Origin of the sequence: uncultured Bacteroides sp. (genome assembly GCF_910585845.1) — a bacterium.
Classification (GTDB): Bacteria; Bacteroidota; Bacteroidia; order Bacteroidales; family Bacteroidaceae; genus Bacteroides.
Genome location: NZ_CAJUHF010000023.1, coordinates 28,447 through 49,863, shown reverse-complemented (window position 1 = coordinate 49,863; position 21,417 = coordinate 28,447). Strand labels below are relative to the sequence as shown.

The window sequence follows — 21,417 nt, the reverse complement described above, 5'->3', positions numbered from 1 at the left end:
CGTCTAAACTGACGGGCTAATTCTTCGTATCCTTTGTTCTCGCTGAATAGTTACTGCCCCAAAAGTGACGAAGAACCAATAAATACCATATTTCATCCCTCACATCCTTCACCCACCCGATAATCGTATAATACACAAATATTTATGGTGAAACTTCTTGTAGTAGAAGGACTCATTTACCTGTATTCCCATCCGTGGTTTGTCGTATCCAACACGCTGGTTCCGTATATTCATCACAGCCTATAGTTTAGCATAGCAATGCTAAGGTTTAGCGACACAATGTTGAGGTTTAGCATGACAATGCTTAGGTTTAGCGACACAAACGTGAACTTTAGCCACCCCAAATCTCCGGATACATAACATACAAGGTGTCATGCCATTACCATTACGCATCACTCCAAATATCGGATGAGATAGAAAAAAATAAGGCTGTCTCTTGATCTTGACCAGAGACAGCCTTACAAAAAAACACCAACATTATAATCAATCACTTGTCATATAGCCAATCACCATTTGTAATTGATACCGAAACTCAACAACTCTTTCACCTGGAAGTGACTGCTTCCGGTAGTCGGCATACTGCTATCGTCGAAACGGGCATGTATATAGAGTTTAGTAGAAAGATACCGGTTCAGCACAAAATTGAAAGTGTTTTCCCATTCGATACGAACCCACTCATAACTCGTCAAGTAGTCCAAACGGGAATCCAGCGTAATGGAAGGTATAATCTGCCAAAAAAGCGTCGGCTTCACTTGCGAACCGAAGTTGTGGCGCACCGTCTTGCCTTCTTCCAAACCGAAGTCCACCTCGTTCACTTCTTTGTTGCCTACATAACGCATAGTCCACGTTAACGGAGCAATAAACACTGACAGGTTGAACTTCTTCTTTTTCAGTTTATAGTCCATACCGATACTTGCCGACCAGTCTGCCGGAGCCAGGAAAGAAGACACCAACGGTTCCTTATTCGCCTTATAGCCGTGACAGAACTGAGTCTTAAACTCTGTCGAAATGGTATAATACCAATTGGAGGCAGCCTGCACACCTAATTTACTATATATACGGAGCTGGTCAGTATTCACCAGATAATTATGAAACTCATCCGAGGGCGCTGAGGAGAACCCTAACTTAGCATCCAATAAATTCTCCCATTGTATCTTTTCCCTATCATTATAATTGGCAAACAACTGTAGGCTCGCCAGTACGGAATTGGTGCTTTCGCCTCCCTTGTACCAGTTGTCTGAGATGTAGTTCTGGGTGATCTGCAGAGAACCGCTTCCACCCGTCACCCACCAGTTCGGTTTACGGATAACCACTTCCACGTCCTCTTTCACATTCACCATATTTTCCTGAGAGAACAGTTTGACTACAGAGGGTTTGGAAGAGACTTCCTTTTCGATATCATCTTTGAAGGCTTTCACCTGCATGATCTCATCTTCCCATGATATAATCCTGCGCGGATCTTCATTTGCATACAGATAAAGCAACGTCCGATCCACAACTTCATTCGCACGTTTCTTTGCAGTGAAGGCTCTTTCATCGAAAGGCAAAAGTTCTTTGGTTGGATCCTCAATCGTATCCAAAGGCTGGGGTTTCCATTTCAACGTGGAAATGCTCTCCAACGGAGAATTATAATATGTCAGGGGGATAAACAGACGATAATAGTCAGGATTCAGTGCGATATAACGTTCCGGAGTAGAAGGATCATTCAGATATTTCAGGATTCCGAAATACTTCTCATGCAACATGGAGACCGTATCCAAATTTAATGTATCTTCTCCCTGTTTCAATTTCAAAACAAAATATTGTTTCATCAAGTCCGATAAGGTATCTACTTGTACTGTAGCCGACTCTTCTGCGGCTTTTTTGACAGACTGCACCGGATTCTGCGCCATAACAGACGAAGATAAAAGTGCAGCAACCGCCCACAACGATAAATATCTATTCTTCATAACGCCCTAAAATCTATGTTTTGAGTGCAAAAGTAATTTAAAATGTTTAGAAAACATAGAAAAGCAAAGGAAAAGAAAGCAAGTTTTTATAGAATTGTTTCATGGAAACTTGATATACTTCTCCTTTTTTTTGTAATTTTGCGCTTTTTAAGTTTCACACTTGCATGATCAGATTGCTCAAGTGTACAACATCAGAATAACAAAATAATATTAAAAACAGTATAGCTGTGGGAGAAACAAAGTACATTTTCGTCACCGGTGGCGTGGCCTCTTCATTAGGTAAAGGCATTATTTCATCCTCCATCGGTAAATTGCTGCAAGCAAGAGGTTATAAAGTAACCATCCAGAAGTTTGACCCGTATATCAACATTGATCCGGGTACTTTGAACCCTTACGAACATGGAGAATGCTACGTGACCGTAGACGGCCATGAGGCAGACTTGGATTTGGGACACTACGAACGCTTTTTAGGTATTCAGACCACCAAGGCAAACAACATTACTACCGGACGCATCTACAAAAGTGTCATTGACAAAGAACGTCGTGGGGATTATTTAGGTAAGACCATCCAAATCATTCCGCACATTACGGACGAGATCAAACGGAACGTAAAGTTACTGGGCAACAAATATAAGTTTGACTTCGTGATTACGGAAATCGGTGGTACAGTAGGCGACATCGAGTCTTTGCCGTATCTGGAAAGCATCCGTCAGTTGAAATGGGAATTGGGACACGACGCATTGTGCGTACACCTTACTTATGTGCCCTACCTTGCCGCTGCCGGTGAGCTGAAGACCAAACCGACCCAACACTCCGTAAAGGAACTACAAAGCGCAGGTATCCAGCCGGATGTTTTGGTGCTGCGTACGGAGCACGAACTGAGTACAAATCTCCGCAAGAAAGTTGCCTTGTTCTGCAATGTAGATGAAAATGCAGTGGTGCAAAGTATCGACGCACCGACAATCTACGAAGTGCCCATCCTGATGCAGGCACAGAAGTTGGACGAGACGATCCTGAGAAAAATGGGATTGCCCGTAGGAGATACTCCGGGATTGGGTCCGTGGCGTGCATTCCTCGAACGTCGTCACAAGGCAGAAGATACGGAACCTTTACACATTGCCTTAGTAGGCAAGTATGACCTGCAAGATGCATACAAGTCCATCCGCGAAGCTCTTTCGCAGGCAGGAACCTACAATGACCGTAAAGTATCGGTAGACTTCGTGAACAGTGAGAAGCTGACCGAAGACAACGTAGCCGAAGCACTGAAAGGCATGGCAGGCGTATTGATTGGACCGGGATTCGGCGAACGTGGCATTGCAGGCAAGTTTGTTGCCATCAAGTATGCACGTACGCACAACATTCCGACGTTCGGTATCTGTCTGGGCATGCAGTGCATCGCCATCGAGTTTGCACGCAACGTGTTGGGATACACTGATGCCGATTCACGCGAGATGAACGAGAAGACTCCGCACAACGTGATAGACATCATGGAAGAGCAGAAGTCCATCACCAACATGGGCGGAACCATGCGTCTGGGTGCTTATGAATGTGTATTGCAGCAAGGTAGCAAGGCATACGAAGCATACGGGACAGAGCATATCCAAGAACGCCATCGTCATCGTTATGAGTTCAACAACCACTATAAAGCCGAATATGAAGCTGCCGGCATGAAATGTGTGGGCATCAATCCAGAGTCTGATCTGGTAGAGATCATAGAGATACCGGAATTGAAGTGGTTCGTCGGAACACAGTTCCATCCGGAATACAGCAGTACGGTATTGAAACCGCATCCGTTGTTCGTGTCCTTTATCAAAGCGGCTATCGAGAACTTCGACGAAAAAACGACACTCCAATAAATTCTAAAGTTATCATATAGTAAATAGTATAAAGATTCTATGGATAAAAATACCATTACAGGGTTTGTTTTAATAGCTATCTTGTTGGTTGTATTCAGTTTTCTGAGCCGTCCAAGCCAAGAACAATTAGAAGCACAGCAACGTTACTACGACTCTATTGCCCTTGTGCAACAACGCGAAGAAGCGCTGAAAGCCAAAGCTGAAGCAGCACTCGCCAACGAAAGAGAAGCAGAAGCGGCAGACTCCGCCTCACTCTTCTTCAATGCGCGACAAGGGAAAGAAGAGTTGGTGACCATACACAACAATCTGGCAGAGCTGACCCTCAACACAAAGGGAGGTTCCATATATAAGGCCGTACTGAAAAAGTATATGGAGCAGGACAAAAAGACGCCTGTGACCTTATTCAACGGAAACGACGTCTCCATGAACTTCCTTTTCTATAATAAGAAAGAGACCATACAGACTCGAAATTATTATTTCAACATCGTGCAACGTACCGACAGTACCGTTACGTTGCGACTGGTTGCCGATAGTGCAAGCTACATTGACTTTAAGTATGCAATGCATGCCGACACCTATCTTGCCGACTTCAGCATCGAAGCCAAAGGAATGGCAAACAAGTTGGCGACAAGCAATAACTATGTCGACATTGAGTGGGCGCAACGTGCACGGCAGATAGAGAAAGGATATGTGTATGAGAACCGGCTGTCGGAACTGACGTATAAGATCAGCGGTGAGGGTACCGACGACCTGTCGGCAGGAAAAGACGACAAGAAGGAGATAGCCGAACGCGTGGACTGGATCGCCTTCAAGAACCAGTTCTTCTCATCGGTATTCATTGCAGACGCCGACTTTGAGAAGACGAAACTGGCTTCGAGGATGGAACATGAGGGTAGCGGATACATTAAGGATTACTCTGCCGAGATGAGTACCGCCTTCGATCCCACAGGAGAGAAAGCTACGCAGATGCACTTCTACTTCGGACCGAACCACTACAAGACACTGACCGCACTGGACAAAGGGCGCGAAGAGAAGTGGGAAATGAACCGTTTGGTCGACTTGGGCTGGCCGTTGATACGCTGGATCAACAAGTGGTTTACGATCAATATATTCGACTGGCTGTCGGGCTGGGGTCTGAGCATGGGCATGGTATTGCTGCTGATGACGCTGATTGTGAAGATTGTAGTGTTCCCTACAACATGGAAGACCTACATGTCATCGGCAAAGATGCGCGTGCTGAAACCGAAAATAGACGAAATCGGCAAGAAATATCCCAAGCAGGAAGATGCCATGAAGAAGCAGCAGGAGATCATGGGATTGTACAGCCAATATGGCGTAAGTCCTATGGGAGGATGCTTGCCGATGTTGATACAGTTCCCGATACTGATTGCATTGTTCATGTTCGTGCCGAGCGCCATCGAACTGCGCCAGCAGAGTTTCTTGTGGGCTGACGACCTTTCTACGTATGATGCCATCGTCAACTTCCCGTTCCACATCCCATTCTTGGGCAGCCACTTGAGTTTGTTTTGCCTGCTGATGACGGTTGTGAACCTGCTGAACTCGAAGTTCATGATGCAACAACAGGACACGGGAGCCAATCCGCAAGTAGCAGCGATGAAGTGGATGACTTATTTCATGCCAGTCATGATGTTGTTCATCCTGAACAGTTATCCGTCAGGCTTGAACTATTACTACTTCATTTCGACATTGATCAGCGTAGTGACTACAATCATCCTGCGGAAGACAACCGACGAAAAGCAATTGCTCGCCCAACTCGAAGCAAGAAAGAAGGATCCGAAGAAGATGAATAAGAGTAGCTTTGCCGCACGTCTGGAGGCAATGCAGAAACAACAGGAACAACTGATGAAAGAGAGACAAAACAGGAGATAATCCTGAACGATCTTTCATCGACCTGACGACCTGGAAGCCGGACAATTGAACGTAATTGCCCAGCTTCTTGCTTTCTACCCCAAAAAGATAATCAGGAGGATCAATCCGAAAAGCCTGTTGAAACCATAGCAGCTGAGAGCCTGTTTAAATTTTGTTCAGCCTTCTTTTGAGAGCGATTTTTGAGGATGTTTTTCTATTTTTATTCGTCACATAGCCCGCTATGCTCCTAAAAGCAGGAAAACAGGCCGAAAAGAGACTCAAAAGAAGCTGAAGAAAAATCTTTTTGAAGAAAAATTAAACAGGCTCTGAATGATGAAACGTATTTTTTCGTCTCGTAAGACGAAGAAAATCGTCCCGTGAGCTGAAAAAATTCGTCCCACGAGACAGATTTTTTTGCCTCACGAGACGAAATTATCCGTCCCACGAGACGATTTTAAAGGGAGAGTGCAGCAAAAAGAAACAAGAGCTAAAAGTAAAAAATCAAAGATGAGAGAGTATTCACATTCACAAGACGAATGATCTCACCTATAGAATAAAGAGAATGATAAAAATAGAGGAAACAGAATATTCACACTAAAAACAAAAAACAGATGAAAACGCAATATACATACAAGCAGATATGGACAATAGCCTATCCCATCCTGATCAGCCTGCTGATGGAACAAATGATAGGTATGACAGACACCGCTTTCCTGGGCAGAGTGGGCGAAGTGGAACTGGGAGCATCCGCCATTGCGGGAGTCTTCTATCTGGTGATATTCATGGCAGCATTCGGATTCAGCATCGGGGCACAGATTCTCATTGCACGAAGAAACGGTGAAGAACAGTACGGACAGATAGGAAACATGTTCTATCAGGGGATCTATTTTCAAGTGGGACTGGCAGTAGTCATGTTCGCCCTGTCCCATAGCCTGTCACCGCTGATATTGAAACGCATCGTGGCTTCGGAACACATCTACGATGCAGCAGTAAGTTACCTGAACTGGAGGGTATTCGGAGCATTCTTCTCGTTCAGCGGAGTAATGTTCCGTGCATTCTTCCTCGGGACAACGCAGACAAAGACGCTGACGTTGAACTCGGTGGTGATGGTACTGAGCAATATACTCTTCAACTATATACTGATATTCGGTAAGTTCGGGATACCGGCAATGGGTATTGCGGGGGCCGCGATAGGTTCATCGTTGGCAGAACTGGTCTCTCTGGTGTTCTTCATCCTCTACATGCGCAAACGAGTGGACTGCCGCAAGTATGGACTCGACCGTATCCCGAAGTTCGACCGGAGAATACTAAAGAGGATTTTGGACGTTTCGTTCTGGACCATGATACAGAACGTGATTTCGCTCTCCACCTGGTTCCTGTTTTTCCTTTATGTGGAACATCTGGGCGAACGGGCACTGGCGGTGACGAACATTGTCCGGGGCGTATCAGGATTCCTGTTTATGGTGATGATGGCGTTTGCATCGACATGCGGTTCGCTGGTCAGCAACCTGATCGGAGCGGGACACAAGGAGTGTGTAGCGGGAACCATCAGGCAGCATATTCGCATAGCCTACCTGTTTGTATTGCCACTGGCACTGTTGTTCGCACTGTTCCCCACAACGATACTTGGCATCTATACCGATATGGGCAACCTGCAAGATGCGGCGGTGCACTCACTTTGGGTGATGTGCGCTTCTTACCTGTTGCTTGTGCCGGCTAATGTCTACTTCCAGTCCGTATCCGGAACAGGAAATACACGCATGGCATTGGTGCTGGAATTGGGAACGCTTGCCATCTATGTGGCATACATCACTTATACGATACTCTACCTGAGGATGGACGTAGCACTGTGTTGGACCTCAGAGATGGTATATGCAGCATTCATTTTGCTCTTCTGCCGATGGTATATAAAACGGGGAAAATGGGAAGAGAAAGAGATCTGAGTGCGTAATCCCGCATTTTATCCAAGCCCGAAGAGGCTCCAAATCATTTTATTATCGTATCTTTGCAAAAGCTAACCGGAGGCATTCCGCCATTCCTTTCGGACAGGACATATAAAGCGGATGCCTCCATAAGCCAGGACAGTCGAACCTTTAATATAAGAAAACACCGTTCCCACAAAAAGAAACAAATGGCCCAATAAGAAAAGTGAACTGACCCTATGATAATAAAACCAACTCCGTGACACAATAACCCAATTAATACATAATATGAAATCAGTAAATCTATTGCTTATGTCAGCAGCAATGACATTTGCCTCATGCGGCGGAACGAAAGATGCCGGACAGGCAGGAACACCGCTCATCGAGCGGTCGGACATCCAGATTGAAGGCAAACGCATGACCCCCGAAGCCCTTTGGGCCATGGGACGCATCGGCGGCGTAGCCGTATCGCCCGACGAGAAACAAATCGCCTACACCGTATCCTACTACAGCGTAGAACAGAACAAAAGCAACAGCGAAATCTTCCTCATGAACGCCGACGGCACCGACAACCGCCAGCTCACCTACACCACTTTCCGCGAAGGTGAGATAAGCTGGATCAAGGGGGGCACCAAACTCGCCTTCCTCTCCAGCGAAAGCGGCAGCAGCCAGATCTGGGAAATGAACCCGGACGGCAGCGGACGCCGACAACTGACGCAGTACGACGGCGACATAGAGGGCTACGCCTTCTCACCCGACGGAAAGAAACTGCTCTTTATCGCTCAGGTGAAAACCAAGCAGAGCACAGCCGACAAGCACCCCGACCTGCCTCAGGCAACAGGCATCATCGTCGATGACCTCATGTACAAACACTGGGATGAATGGGTAACCACCGCCCCCCATCCCTTCATCGCCGACTTTGACGGCAATGCCATCAGCAATACAAAAGACATCCTCGAAGGCTTGCCCTACGAAAGCCCGATGAAGCCCTTCGGCGGCATCGAACAACTGGCGTGGAGCCCGGCATCGGACAAGGTGGCTTTCACCTGCCGCATGAAGACAGGCCTCGCCTATGCCATCTCCACTGACTCCGACATCTACGAATACGATCTCTTGCGCGGCGGCTTCATCAACCTCTGTAAGCGGGATGTCAAGACCCAGACAGAAGCCGCAGCCCAAAACGGAGACGGTGTACAACCGAACAGCATCGACGAGTTCATGGGCTACGATACCAATCCTCAATATTCGCCCGACGGAAAGTACATCGCTTGGCAGAGTATGGAGCGCGACGGATATGAAGCTGACCTCAACCGCCTGTGCGTAATGAACCGCACCACTGGTGAGAAACGCTTCGTAGTAGACGCACGCAACTTCCCCTCGAACGTCGATGCCTTCCTTTGGAACAAAGACTCGCAAGGGATCTATTTCCTCGGCGTATGGCACGGCGAGACCCACATCTACCACGCTGACATCACGAAAGAGGAACCTACCGTACGTCCGCTGACTCAGGGTATGTACGACTACGCCTCAATCGCCCTTTGCGGCAACAGCCTCATCGCCAAACGCCACTCCATGAGTGCCGCCGACGAGATATTTGCCGTACAGGCAGACAGCGAACAACCCGCTCCCGCCCGACAACTGACCACCGAAAACCAGCACATCTACGACCAACTCGAAATGGGTAAAGTAGAACCCCGCTGGATGGAAACCACTGACGGCAAACAGATGCTCACCTGGGTCATCTATCCCCCGCAGTTCGACCCGAACAAGAAGTACCCCACCCTGCTCTTCTGCGAAGGAGGACCACAAAGCCCCGTCAGCCAGTTCTGGAGCTACCGTTGGAACTTCCAGATCATGGCCGCCAACGGCTACATCATCGTAGCACCCAACCGCCGCGGTCTGCCCGGCTTCGGAGTGGAATGGAACGAAGCCATCAGCGGTGACTACGGCGGACAGTGCATGAAAGACTACTTCACCGCCATCGATGCAATGGCAAAAGAGCCCTTCGTTGATGCCGACCGCCTGGGATGCGTGGGAGCCAGCTTCGGCGGATTCTCCGTCTACTGGCTTGCCGGACACCACGACAAACGTTTCAAGGCCTTCATTGCACACGACGGTATCTTCAACATGGAAATGCAATATCTCGAAACCGAGGAGAAATGGTTTGCCAACTGGGACATGGGCGGTGCGTACTGGGAAAAGGACAACGCTACGGCGCAACGCACTTTCGCCAACTCTCCGCACAAGTTTGTGGATAAATGGGACACGCCCATACTCTGCATCCACGGTGAGAAGGACTACCGTATCCTGCCCAACCAGGCAATGGCAGCCTTCGACGCCGCAGTGATGCGCGGAGTTCCTGCCCAACTGCTGATCTATCCCGACGAAAACCACTGGGTACTGAAACCGCAAAACGGCGTACTCTGGCAACGTACCTTCTTCGAGTGGCTCGACCGCTGGCTGAAAAAATAGACTCAAATAAAAAAAGCCTGCCAATCGACGATATCTACAATCGTCGAAGGCAGGCTTTACCATAAGTAAACAAAAAAACTTCCACTAGCCGAGCAACCGAAGCAACGCTTCTGTCATTCTCTCTTTCACTTCCGCCATCGGCAGTTCTCTCCCCAGCTCGCGTTGCAACGAAGTCACTCCTTTGTCTACAAATCCGCAGGGATTGATATAACCGAAGTATCTCATATCGGTATTCACGTTGAGTGCCAACCCGTGCATGGTAACAAAACGGCTGCTCCGCACACCAATAGCGCAAATCTTACGCGCCCGCACCGTCTCAGTCTCCAGCCACACACCGGTAGCCTTTGCCAACCGTCCGGCAGAAATGCCATACGATGCACACACACTGATCACAGCCTCTTCCAGCAAATGCACATACTCTTTCAGCCCTAGCGAAAACTCCTCCAAGTTCAGTATGGGGTAACAAACCAACTGTCCCGGACCATGATAGGTAATATCTCCCCCTCTGTCGATATGATAGAGCGTAACTCCCATCTCCTGCAACTGCCTTTCACCCAATAGCATGTTTCCCTCGCGGCCACTACGCCCCAAGGTGTAGACATGCGGATGCTCGCACAAGATGATACGGTTCGTGTACTCCTGTCCCGCCTCCTTGGCGCGGATGAGAGTCTCGAAATATTCCGACTGCCGGGTCCAAGCCTCTGCATACGGAATCACATTCCAATCTTCAACACTTAGTTTCATGCCTGCAAAATTAATATTTTAGAGAGAAAACTGTATATTTGCCGACAGCAAATAATAAAAAGATGAAATATAATTTTCCCCAAGTGGACCTGCCAGTGGAAATGCTGGCATGGACGGACGTCACCGAAGACATCCTGAATCTCTACCGCCAGTCGTGCCGACTGAAAACATTCATTCTCGCCCTTTGCACCGAAGGTACGATCACGGCATCCATCAACCTGATGGAATATGAAATAAAGAAGAATGATCTGATCATCCTGATGCCGGGTGCCATCATCCAGCTCAACGAACAGAAAGAGAAAGTACGGCTTTGCTTCGTCGGGTTCTCCTCCCACTGTGTCAACGGAATCAACCTGATACAGGCTACAATGGGTTCATTCTCCAAAATATGGGACAACCCCATACTCAGCATCAGTGACCAGATAGCTTCTTACTTTACCGACTACTTCGCACTGCTCACACGCGTATCCATTGCCACTCCGACCTCCACCAATACCCTTATGGCGCAAAGTACGCTCCACAACATATTGATTGGCATCAATACGCTCTATGCACGTCGCCCTCAGAACACTGTAACCAAAAGTAGAAAAGAAGAAATATGCCAAAAGTTCGTGCAGTTGGTCATCGAGAATTACATGATCGAACGCCGCGCACAGTTCTATGCCGACAAACTGGGCATCTCTCTGCAGCACCTCAGCACCACGGTGAAGCAGGTTACAGGAAGAAATGCACTCGACATCATCTCGCAAGTAGTCATCACCGATGTCAAGGCGCGGCTCAAGTCTACGGACATGACCATTCAGGAGATTGCCTACTCGCTCAACTTCCCCAGTGCCTCTTTTTTCGGGAAATACTTCAAGAGATACGTGGGAATAAGCCCACTGGAGTACAGAAATGCTTAGAGCCTGTTTAAATTTTGTTCAGCCTTCCTTTGAGAGTTCTTTTTGAGGATGTTTTTCTGTTTTTATGAGGAGCATAGCGGGCTATGTGACGAATAAAAAGAGGAAAACAGACCGAAAAGAAACTCTAAAGAGACTTAAAAGAAGCTGAATAAAAAACTTTTTGAAGAAAATTTAAACAGGCTCTTAGTACTCCAGCGATATGCCATATGGTTCTTGCGTTGCAGAAGATTTAGTTTCTCAGCCGCAAACTGTTCAGTACCACTGAAAAGCTGGAGAATGCCATAGCGGCACTTGCCAGCATGGGATTCAATAGCAGTCCATTGACGGGATAGAGCAGTCCTGCCGCTACCGGAATACCTATCAAGTTGTAGATGAACGCCCAGAAGAGGTTCTGATGGATCAGACGTACGGTCTGCCGGGAGAGGCTGAATGCCTTCGGCAACAAGAGCAAATCAGACGTCATCAGAGTAACCATCGCCACGTCCATCGCTATGTCGGTTCCTTTGCCCATCGCCACGCTGACATCGGCACGAGCCAAAGCCTGCGAATCGTTGATGCCGTCACCTACCATAGCTACTGTCTTACCCTGAAGTTGCAACTGGTGCACGAACTCCTCTTTGTCGTCAGGCAGTGCATCGGCTTCGTAGCGGATGTCTCCCAATTGCGCTGCAACGGCGGAAGCGGTCCGTTCTCCATCGCCTGTCAGCATATAGACCTCAATACCCTGCTTGCGAAGTTCCCTGACAGCTTCGGCAGAAGTCTCCTTTATCCGGTCCTTGATAGCTGCTACCGCAAGAAGTTCATTTTCCCGCCCAAAGTAGACAATGCTACATCCCTCGGATGCATACTGGGCCAATTCCTCGCCCAATGCATCGGTCAGCGTGACGTCGTAATCTTTCAGTAGTTTATGGCTACCCACCCAGTATTCCGTCTGTCGGCAGAACACTTTAATACCTTTGCCCGTAATACTCTGAAAGCCGTCCAAAACAGCAGGCACTATCCGCTCTTCTTCCTGCAATGCGGCTACGATGGCATAGGCAAGTGGATGCTCCGATTTGAGTTCAGCAGCCAAAAGTACGGCTTTATCTTGTTCATTCTCCCGATGCGCCCATAACCAGCCGACTACTGTGGGATGCCCTTCAGTCAGTGTGCCAGTCTTATCCAGCACTACAACGTTCACCTTACGCATCTGCTCCAATGCCACGGCATCCTTTATCAGTATATGCTCGTCAGCTGCCTTGCCTATACCCACCATCAGGGCAGTAGGAGTGGCAAGCCCCAGAGCACAAGGACAGGCTATCACCAGTACGGAGACAGCCGAAAGCAGAGCATGTGAAAGCATCCCTACCCCGCCGAAAAGCATCCAGACCAAAAAAGTCAGCATCGACAGACCTAACACAACCGGCACGAAGATGCCTGTCACCTTATCAACAATACGTTGCACGGGAGCCTTGCTGCCCTGCGCCTCTTGCACCATACGTATGATGCGTGCCAACACGGTCTCTCCGCCCACCTTTTCGGCACGGACAACAAAGCTCCCCTTCTGATTGATGGTGCCGGCAAGCACGTGCGAGCCAATCCGTTTTCCCACCGGTATAGGCTCGCCGCTGATCATGCTCTCATCCACGTAAGAGTCACCCTCAACCAAGCTGCCATCCACCGGAATCCGCTCACCGGGACGGACACTGACAAGATCATCAATCTTCAGTTGTTCCAAAGGGATGTCCTGCTCTTTACCGCCACGAAGCACACGTGCCACCTTAGGTTGCAGCCCCATCAGTTTGCGGATAGCGACAGTAGTATTTCCTTTGGCACGCTCCTCCATCAGCTTACCGGTCAGGACAAAAGCGATGATAACCACGGTAGCCTCATAATAGACATGAGGTTCTAGCCCACGGCTATACCAGAAGTTGGGGAAGAAGGTATTAAATACACTGAACAAAAAAGCGATCGACGTACTCAGTGCCACCAGCGTATCCATATTGCTACGTCCCAGCCGTGCCTGCTTCCATGCTCCGATATAGAACGGTGCACCAAAGCACACCAGTACCGGAACGGCAAGCACCATCTGTATCTCACCGGAATGAGGCACATGCATGAAGAGCATAGAAAGTAACAGCAGCGGGAAAGCAAACATCCATGCTCCTATCACACGTAACTTCAAACGACGATAGTGTTTACGTTGCTCCTCTTCTTGACGCTCTTCGGCATACTCCTCTCCGACAATAAGATCATAACCCGCAGCCTGCACTGCCGCGCGTATCTTCTGAGGGGTCAGTTTGCTTGTCTCATAAGAAACGGACAATGTATTGGAAGCGAAATTGACCGATGCTTCTATCGTGCCGTCCAGTTTTCGGACAGTCCTTTCTACATTATTGGCGCAGCCTGCACAGTGCATGCCCAGCACAGGAAACGTCTGCTTTTTCGTTTTCATAAATAGTTCTCCTTTTTTAGTGGATTAATAAAGTTACCTCACTGAGTACATCAGCAGAGGATGCAAATATAGAATTATATGCCGTGCAACAAAGTTGCAACATACCCCAGAGAGCAATTACATAACACAAAAATAGGGAAATAAAGCTATCTGTTCTTATTATTTTTTTATTTTTATACATTCTATTCGTTAATATGTTCTATATTTGTCGATAGCGAAACCAAAGAGCAATGTTGAATTTAACTAAGAAAATGCAAATGGGAAAGCAATATGTCAGTCTACTTGTCATTCTACTTACGGCAAGTGTTTTTTTATTTTCATGCAGTAACACCGTGAACAGAAACGCAGGTGCGCTGGAGTTCGACAGTATACAGATAAATGAAGTCGGTCATCTCTTTGGCGATACAGCAAAGCCTGGTTGTAACATCGCCATACACTTCACCTATGTCAGCACATCATCGGACAACAAACTGAAAGACAGCCTGAACAACTACCTTCTCTCCGCATCTTTCGGTAACAAATACATGACACTCAGTCCCAACGAGGCCATCAGGCTCTACAAGGAAAACTACATCAAAGAATACCTGAAAGACCTGGAACCCATGTATGCCAAAGATGAAGCGGAAAAGGAGGATTCCTCTTCCATGCAGGCATGGTACTCCTACTACAGGGGTATCGAAAGCCACGTGCAACTCTACAAGAAGCACCTGCTGGTCTACCGCATCGACTACAACGAATATACCGGAGGAGCGCATGGCATGTATATGTCCACCTTCCTCAACATCAACCTGCATACCCTAAGTCCAATACGTCTGGACGACCTCTTTGTAAATGAATACGAGGAAGCGCTCACCGATTTGTTGTGGAACCAGCTCATGGCGGACAATAAAGTCGCCACCCGCCAGGAAGTGGAAGCCTTAGGATACACCAGTACCGGAAACCTGGAACCTACCGAAAACTTCTACCTCAATGATAAAGGCATCACTTTCTATTATAATATCTATGAAATTGCCCCCTACGTGATGGGACCGATAGAGATCACTCTGCCCTATGAAATCATGTCCCATCTATTGAGCGACGACACTATGGTATTGAACGAAGTGAGATACAACAATTAATATACGGTTTATTCATTATGAACATGGAAATCATACTAAAGTACTTCCCTGACCTCACAGAAACGCAGAAGCAGCAGTTTGCCGCCCTCTACGACCTCTATATGGACTGGAACTCAAAAATAAACGTCATATCCCGCAAGGATATCGAAAACCTGTACGAACACCACGTACTTCATTCGCTGGGAATAGCTCAGATCATCCACTTCAAGACAGGTACACGTATCATGGATCTGGGTACTGGCGGCGGCTTTCCAGGCATCCCCCTTGCCATCTTGTTTCCCGAAGTGCAGTTCCATCTTGTCGACAGCATCGGCAAGAAAGTGCGCGTAGCTACGGAAGTGGCAAATAGCATCGGGCTGAAGAACGTCACCTTCCGCCATGCACGCGCTGAAGAAGAGAAACAGCAATTTGATTTTGTCGTCAGCCGTGCTGTGATGCCCCTTGCCGACCTGCTGAAGATTATCCGCAAGAACATCGCATCCGAACAGCATAATGCCCTGCCCAACGGATTGATTTGCCTGAAAGGTGGTGAGCTGGCCAACGAAACCATGCCTTTCAAACACAAAACAACCATGTACGACCTGAAGAACTACTTCGACGAAGAGTTCTTCGACACCAAGAAAGTGGTCTACGTGGCTGTCTGACAACTGAAGATGATTAACACATATACCTATCATGAAAATAAAAAGGTTTGAATTCAACATGTTCCCCGTCAACTGCTATGTTGTGTGGGACGATACCCTCGAAGCAGCGGTAATAGACCCCGGTTGCTTCTACGAAGAGGAAAAGCAGACACTGAAAAACTTCATCGTAAAGAATGAACTAAAAGTGAAACACCTCCTCAACACTCATCTACATCTGGACCACATCTTCGGAAATAACTTCATGTCCAAAGAATTCGGCCTGCCCATAAAAGCCAACAAAGCAGACGAGTTTTGGATTGACGAAGCCCCAAAGCAGAGCCGCATGTTCGGCTTCCAGTGGAATGAAACACCGGCACCGATAGGTGCCTACCTGCATGACGGTGATATGGTCACCTTCGGCAATACAACACTCGAAGCGATCCACGTACCGGGGCATTCGCCGGGCAGTCTTGTCTATTATTGCGCCAAAGACCACTGCATGTTCTCCGGTGACGTCCTCTTCCAAGGCAGTATCGGACGCGCCGACCTTACTGGAGGCAACTTTGACGAACTGAAAGAGCACATTTGCAGCCGTTTGTTCGTGCTGCCCAATGAAACAGTAGTCTATCCGGGACACGGAACTCCGACCACCATAGGTGTAGAGAAGGCAGAAAACCCATTTTTCAGATAAACTTAAATAAATAGATACTACCATGAAAAGCGACCTTTTAGCTTGCCGCCACATCGGCATCAATGAAAAAGACGAAGAGAAAATGCTCCGCAAAATCGGAGTCAACAGCCTGGATGAACTGATCGACCAAACCATCCCCGCAAACATTCGCCTGAAAGAACCATTGGCATTGCCCGAACCGATGACAGAATATGAATTCGGCCAGCATATCGCCCAACTGGCATGCAAAAACAAACTTTACACCACGTACATCGGTCTCGGTTGGTACAACACCATCCCCCCCGCTGTCATCCAACGGAATGTATTCGAGAATCCGGTATGGTACACCTCATACACTCCTTATCAGACAGAAGTCTCGCAGGGACGTCTCGAGGCGTTGATGAACTTTCAGACGACCGTCTGCGACTTGACGGGTATGCCGCTTGCCAACTGCTCGCTGCTGGATGAAGCCACTGCCGCTGCCGAAGCCGTCAGCATGATGTATGCCCTGCGTCCGCGCGACATGCAGAAGTCCGGTGCAAACGTCGTGTTTGTGGACGAGAAGATTTTCCCGCAGACACTGGCCGTAATGACTACGCGTGCCATTCCGCAAGGCATCCAGATACGTACGGGAAAATATACGGAAGCAGAACTCACTCCGGACGTTTTTGCCTGCGTGCTGCAATATCCCAACGCCAGCGGAAACGTAGAAGACTACCGTAATTTTGTAGAAAAGGCACATGCCGCCCACTGCAAAGTGGCCGTAGCAGCCGACATCCTCAGCCTTGCCCTACTCACTCCTCCGGGAGAATGGGGAGCCGACATCGTGTTCGGAACCACCCAACGCCTCGGTACGCCCATGTTCTATGGCGGACCTTCGGCTGCATACTTTGCCACACGCGATGAATACAAACGTAGCATGCCGGGACGAATCATTGGTTGGTCGAAGGACAAATATGGGAAACTGTGCTACCGCATGGCACTGCAAACCCGCGAGCAGCATATCAAGAGGGAAAAAGCCACCTCGAACATCTGTACCGCACAGGCCCTGCTTGCCACAATGGCCGGATTCTATGCCGTATATCACGGACCTGAAGGCATCCGCACCATCGCAGAACGCATCCACAGCATTGCCGCATACTTGGAGAGTGCCATCAACAAATTAGGATACAAGCAGGTGAATGCCCAGTACTTCGACACACTGCGCTTCACATTGCCCGACAACGTTTCGGCACAACAGATACGTACCATCGCCCTCAGTAAAGAGGTCAACCTGCGCTATTTCCACAACGGAGATGTAGGCATGAGTATCGACGAGACGACCAATGTATCTGCCGCCAACGTCCTGCTCTCCATTTTTGCCATTGCTGCCGGGAGGGATTGGGACAAGGTGGAAGATATTCCCGTAGCCAATACGATCAGTGCAGACCTTAAACGCCAAAGTTCCTATCTGACGCATGGGGTATTCAACAAATACCATACGGAGACAGAAATGATGCGTTACATCAAACGACTCGACCGCATGGATATCTCCCTTGCCCACTCTATGATCTCCCTCGGTTCCTGCACCATGAAGCTGAACGCCGCGGCAGAAATGCTGCCCCTCAGCCGACCGGAATTCATGTGCATGCATCCGCTTGTCCCCGAAGACCAGGCCGAAGGCTACCGCGAACTGATAAACAACCTCAGCGAAGAGCTGAAGACCATTACCGGCTTTGCCGGAGTCAGCCTGCAACCCAACTCCGGTGCGGCAGGCGAATATACAGGTTTGCGCGTTATCCGTGCCTATCTGGAAAGCATCGGTCAGGGACACCGTAACAAGATACTGATTCCTGCTTCGGCACACGGCACTAATCCGGCATCCGCCGTTCAGGCAGGTTTCACTACGGTGACCTGCGCCTGCGACAATCAGGGCAATGTAGACATGGACGACTTGCGCACCAAGGCGGAAGAGAACAAAGATGATCTCGCCGCACTGATGATCACTTATCCCTCTACGCACGGCATCTTCGAGACGGAAATCGTAGAGATCTGCCGCATTATCCATGCTTGCGGAGCGCAAGTATATATGGACGGTGCCAATATGAATGCACAGGTGGGGCTGACGAATCCTGGTTTTATCGGTGCAGACGTTTGCCACCTGAATCTGCACAAGACATTTGCTTCGCCTCATGGCGGCGGCGGTCCGGGTGTAGGTCCGATTTGCGTTGCCGAACATCTGGTTCCGTTCTTGCCCGGACATACGTTGTTCGGCAATCCGGCCAATGAAGTTTCCGCCGCTCCATTCGGCAGTGCGGGTATCCTGCCCATCACCTACGGATATATCCGCATGATGGGAACGGAAGGACTGACACGCGCCACCAAGACAGCTATCCTGAACGCCAACTATCTGGCTGCCTGCCTGAAAGATACATACGGCATCGTATATCGCGGCGCTACGGGTTTTGTCGGCCACGAAATGATATTGGAGTGCCGTAAGATACACGAAGAGACGGGCATCAGCGAAAATGATATTGCCAAACGTCTGATGGATTATGGGTATCACGCTCCTACGCTCTCCTTCCCTGTGCACGGCACACTCATGATAGAGCCTACGGAGAGCGAAAGCCTTGCCGAACTGGATAACTTCGTGCATGTGATGCTCACCATCTGGGAGGAAATAAAAGAAGTGAAAGACGGAAAAGCGGACAAGACGGATAATGTTCTGGTCAATGCGCCACATCCCGAGTATGAAGTAGTGTCCAGCAATTGGGAACACAGCTATACACGTGAGAAAGCAGCTTATCCGATAGAGAGCGTACGCGAGAACAAGTTCTGGGTGAACGTGGCACGCGTAGATAATACGCTGGGTGACCGCAAGCTGTTGCCGACATGCTACGGATGCTTCGAGTAACGGTAGTTTCTCGCACCTTCTGAGGACAACGTGCCGAGACTGACAACAGATTACCCCGATTAGCACGGATTTATCTTTAAACGATCAAGAATCGCGTCAGATAATCTGTACTAATCGGGGTAACTTATGATAAAAAGCAGCTTAGACACACCCGTCTTTTATCGGTAAGGCATCTTCATACGCCACACTTTATCAGGTAAGGGCAAGCGTGCAAACGTTCACTTTATGACCGTCACGCTTCCTTTCACCAGCTTCTTATCCTTTATCGGAGCATCGGGTACTGCATAGCCCAATGCCGCACAACCATACACACGATGATTCTCAGGCACGCCCAGCTTCGTAAGGAAAGCACGGACTCCGGGATCGTCGCACGTCTGTCCCAACTGGTTGATCCAGCAGGAACCGATGCCAAGCGAATGGGCTGCAAGGAAAATGTTCTGCAATGCACAGGCGCAATCCATGCTTGCCCACCATTGTGTAGGCTCGTTGGAGACGATGACCAACGTAGGCGCATGGTAATAGCAGCAATAAGTCTGGCTATGCCCGCGCTCTTGCAAGCGGGGTTCGTCACTCTTGGCAAAAGCGCCTTTGATCTTCTCGTTCAGTTCCTCCAGCACGGAGGCGTCTTGGATGGCAATGAAATGCCACGTCTGTAGGTTCATCCCACTGGGGGCATAGGTTGCCGCTTCCAATATGGCGGTCAGGTCTTCGGACGAAACTTGCTGCTTCGTATAGGCGCGCACACTGCGGCGCGACTTGATGTTCTTCAGAATCTCGTTCATACTTGTTATTTTTTGGTCAGTCCGATTTTTACATTCAGTTTGAAATAGTACGTACCGTTCTCCTTCTCCAGAAAGCCGTACTTGTCTTTGTCCAACGAGCCTTTCTCGAAACGGGAGTTCTGGTAAAGGAAATCGGCAAAGGTGCGGCGCTCCGACTGGTGGTAACAAAGTATCTCACCTTCGGCAGTGACTAGCAGGATACCTTCGACGGCGGAATCCGTGCCGTTGTATATCTTCGCCGGACGCATGCCCAAGGCAAGTGCCAGCAGGAACTGCTTCATCTTATACTGATAGAAACCATGTTTGTTTATCAGTTCGTCCTTTATCTTCAGGGGATTGGTCTCTTTGATACGTTCAGTCAGCTCGCTGACGCGGGAGATGCCTTCGAGGTGCATCATGCGCACCATCTCCGCCAGCATACGGGGAAAATGCAAGTCGATCATCAGCAGGTTGCAGCGGAATACACGGTCGGCAACATCCGAGTATTTCAGTACTCCGCCCAGGCGTTCAATCATCAGCATGCGTTCCGTCACCTCGGTCGGCGACTCCGGCAGGGCATTTATCTTGTTCACCGTAGGCGTGGCAAACTTGACACCTGTCTGTTCCAGTTTGAGGTTTGCCGTGCGCCCACCGTCCAGCAAGGGATTCATTCCGCTGAGCCTGCAACGTACATTGAACCCCGTCAACGGAGCCTCGGTATGCCAAAAGGCTACGGAAAAGTCCGTACGGTCTTCCGTCTTTGCCTCCAGGTCGTAGATATTGACGGCATCGAGAAATCCTTCCAGGCTTTCGGAAACTTCGATCGCATCGGAACCGGTTGTCGTTTTTAGCAGTTGCAGTATCAGGTCGGCTGCTCCGCCAAAGTCTTCGCGGGGGACTTGGGTTCCTTCAGCAGACGCGATGAACGTGCCGTCTTTCTCCAGTGTGCCGCTGACTATGCGGACGTTGTCATTTCCGATATAATAACGGCGCGTACCGTCATGTTCTTCTCTTTGTACCAGCGCCACGGGCCAGCACTTGGTCTCATCTTTCTTTGCTTGCGGCGTACCTAACGAGACTTTTCCGTCCGCCAGCAGACGAAAGAAGGTGTATAGTTCGCCCAATTCACGTTTTGTTGCTTCGAATGACATAGTTATGTTTTTATTTAATTAAGTGAGAATTAAGAGTGGAGAGTTACTCAGAA

Annotated in this window: 14 protein-coding genes; 9 read left to right on the top strand and 5 right to left on the bottom strand. The window is 48.8% G+C overall.

Going from position 1 to position 21,417, the window contains the following annotated elements:
* Nucleotides 1–506: 506 nt before the first annotated feature.
* Nucleotides 507–1,949 (bottom strand): DUF3078 domain-containing protein, encoded by a 1,443-nt coding sequence (locus QZ323_RS08380; RefSeq protein WP_294634150.1) that lies wholly within the window; start codon nt 1,947–1,949, stop codon nt 507–509.
* A 227-nt stretch (nt 1,950–2,176) separates the two neighbouring features.
* Between QZ323_RS08380 and QZ323_RS08375 the strand changes: the two genes are divergently transcribed.
* From QZ323_RS08375 to QZ323_RS08360, 4 genes are all read left to right on the top strand, one after another.
* Nucleotides 2,177–3,805, top strand: a complete 1,629-nt coding sequence (locus QZ323_RS08375; RefSeq protein ID WP_294634149.1) for a CTP synthase — start codon at nt 2,177–2,179, stop codon at nt 3,803–3,805.
* Between the two features lie 39 nt (nt 3,806–3,844).
* Nucleotides 3,845–5,695 carry a membrane protein insertase YidC gene (gene yidC, locus QZ323_RS08370; RefSeq protein ID WP_294634148.1) on the top strand — a complete coding sequence of 617 codons (1,851 nt, stop codon included), beginning with the start codon at nt 3,845–3,847 and terminating at the stop codon, nt 5,693–5,695.
* A gap of 590 nt (nt 5,696–6,285) precedes the next feature.
* Nucleotides 6,286–7,617 (top strand): MATE family efflux transporter, encoded by a 1,332-nt coding sequence (locus QZ323_RS08365; protein WP_294634147.1) that lies wholly within the window; start codon nt 6,286–6,288, stop codon nt 7,615–7,617.
* 267 nt (nt 7,618–7,884) lie between these two features.
* Nucleotides 7,885–10,068, top strand: a complete 2,184-nt coding sequence (locus tag QZ323_RS08360) for a S9 family peptidase (RefSeq protein ID WP_294634146.1) — start codon at nt 7,885–7,887, stop codon at nt 10,066–10,068.
* Between the two features lie 84 nt (nt 10,069–10,152).
* Here the strand turns inward: QZ323_RS08360 and lipB are convergent, their stop codons facing one another.
* A complete protein-coding gene (gene lipB / locus QZ323_RS08355) occupies nt 10,153–10,812 on the bottom strand; it encodes a lipoyl(octanoyl) transferase LipB (protein WP_294634145.1) in 660 nt (219 codons plus the stop codon).
* Nucleotides 10,813–10,874: 62 nt separating this feature from the next.
* Between lipB and QZ323_RS08350 the strand changes: the two genes are divergently transcribed.
* Nucleotides 10,875–11,714 (top strand): helix-turn-helix domain-containing protein, encoded by an 840-nt coding sequence (locus QZ323_RS08350; RefSeq protein ID WP_294634144.1) that lies wholly within the window; start codon nt 10,875–10,877, stop codon nt 11,712–11,714.
* Between the two features lie 229 nt (nt 11,715–11,943).
* Here the strand turns inward: QZ323_RS08350 and QZ323_RS08345 are convergent, their stop codons facing one another.
* Entirely contained in the window at nt 11,944–14,148 is a 2,205-nt protein-coding gene (locus QZ323_RS08345; RefSeq protein ID WP_294634143.1) for a heavy metal translocating P-type ATPase, read from the bottom strand.
* A 257-nt stretch (nt 14,149–14,405) separates the two neighbouring features.
* Between QZ323_RS08345 and QZ323_RS08340 the strand changes: the two genes are divergently transcribed.
* Genes QZ323_RS08340 through gcvP form a run of 4 tightly spaced genes read left to right on the top strand, consistent with a single transcriptional unit; the run spans nt 14,406 to nt 19,452 of the window.
* Nucleotides 14,406–15,266, top strand: coding sequence for a DUF3298 and DUF4163 domain-containing protein (locus tag QZ323_RS08340; RefSeq protein ID WP_294634142.1), 861 nt, complete (start codon nt 14,406–14,408; stop codon nt 15,264–15,266).
* Nucleotides 15,267–15,289: 23 nt separating this feature from the next.
* Nucleotides 15,290–15,910: a 16S rRNA (guanine(527)-N(7))-methyltransferase RsmG gene (rsmG, locus tag QZ323_RS08335; RefSeq protein WP_294634141.1), complete on the top strand. Its 621-nt coding sequence runs from the start codon at nt 15,290–15,292 to the stop codon at nt 15,908–15,910.
* A gap of 31 nt (nt 15,911–15,941) precedes the next feature.
* A complete protein-coding gene (locus tag QZ323_RS08330) occupies nt 15,942–16,580 on the top strand; it encodes an MBL fold metallo-hydrolase (RefSeq protein ID WP_294634140.1) in 639 nt (212 codons plus the stop codon).
* A gap of 22 nt (nt 16,581–16,602) precedes the next feature.
* Complete coding sequence (gcvP, locus tag QZ323_RS08325; RefSeq protein WP_294634139.1) at nt 16,603–19,452, top strand: aminomethyl-transferring glycine dehydrogenase; 2,850 nt, start codon at nt 16,603–16,605, stop codon at nt 19,450–19,452.
* A 218-nt stretch (nt 19,453–19,670) separates the two neighbouring features.
* On the opposite strand, the gene QZ323_RS08320 is transcribed toward gcvP, so the two are convergent.
* Together QZ323_RS08320 and QZ323_RS08315 are read right to left on the bottom strand one after the other, a co-directional pair.
* Nucleotides 19,671–20,234 carry a nitroreductase gene (locus tag QZ323_RS08320; protein WP_294634138.1) on the bottom strand — a complete coding sequence of 188 codons (564 nt, stop codon included), beginning with the start codon at nt 20,232–20,234 and terminating at the stop codon, nt 19,671–19,673.
* A 5-nt stretch (nt 20,235–20,239) separates the two neighbouring features.
* On the bottom strand, nt 20,240–21,364 hold the full coding sequence (locus QZ323_RS08315) for an HpaII family restriction endonuclease (protein ID WP_294634137.1): 1,125 nt from the start codon (nt 21,362–21,364) through the stop codon (nt 20,240–20,242).
* Nucleotides 21,365–21,417: the final 53 nt, after the last annotated feature.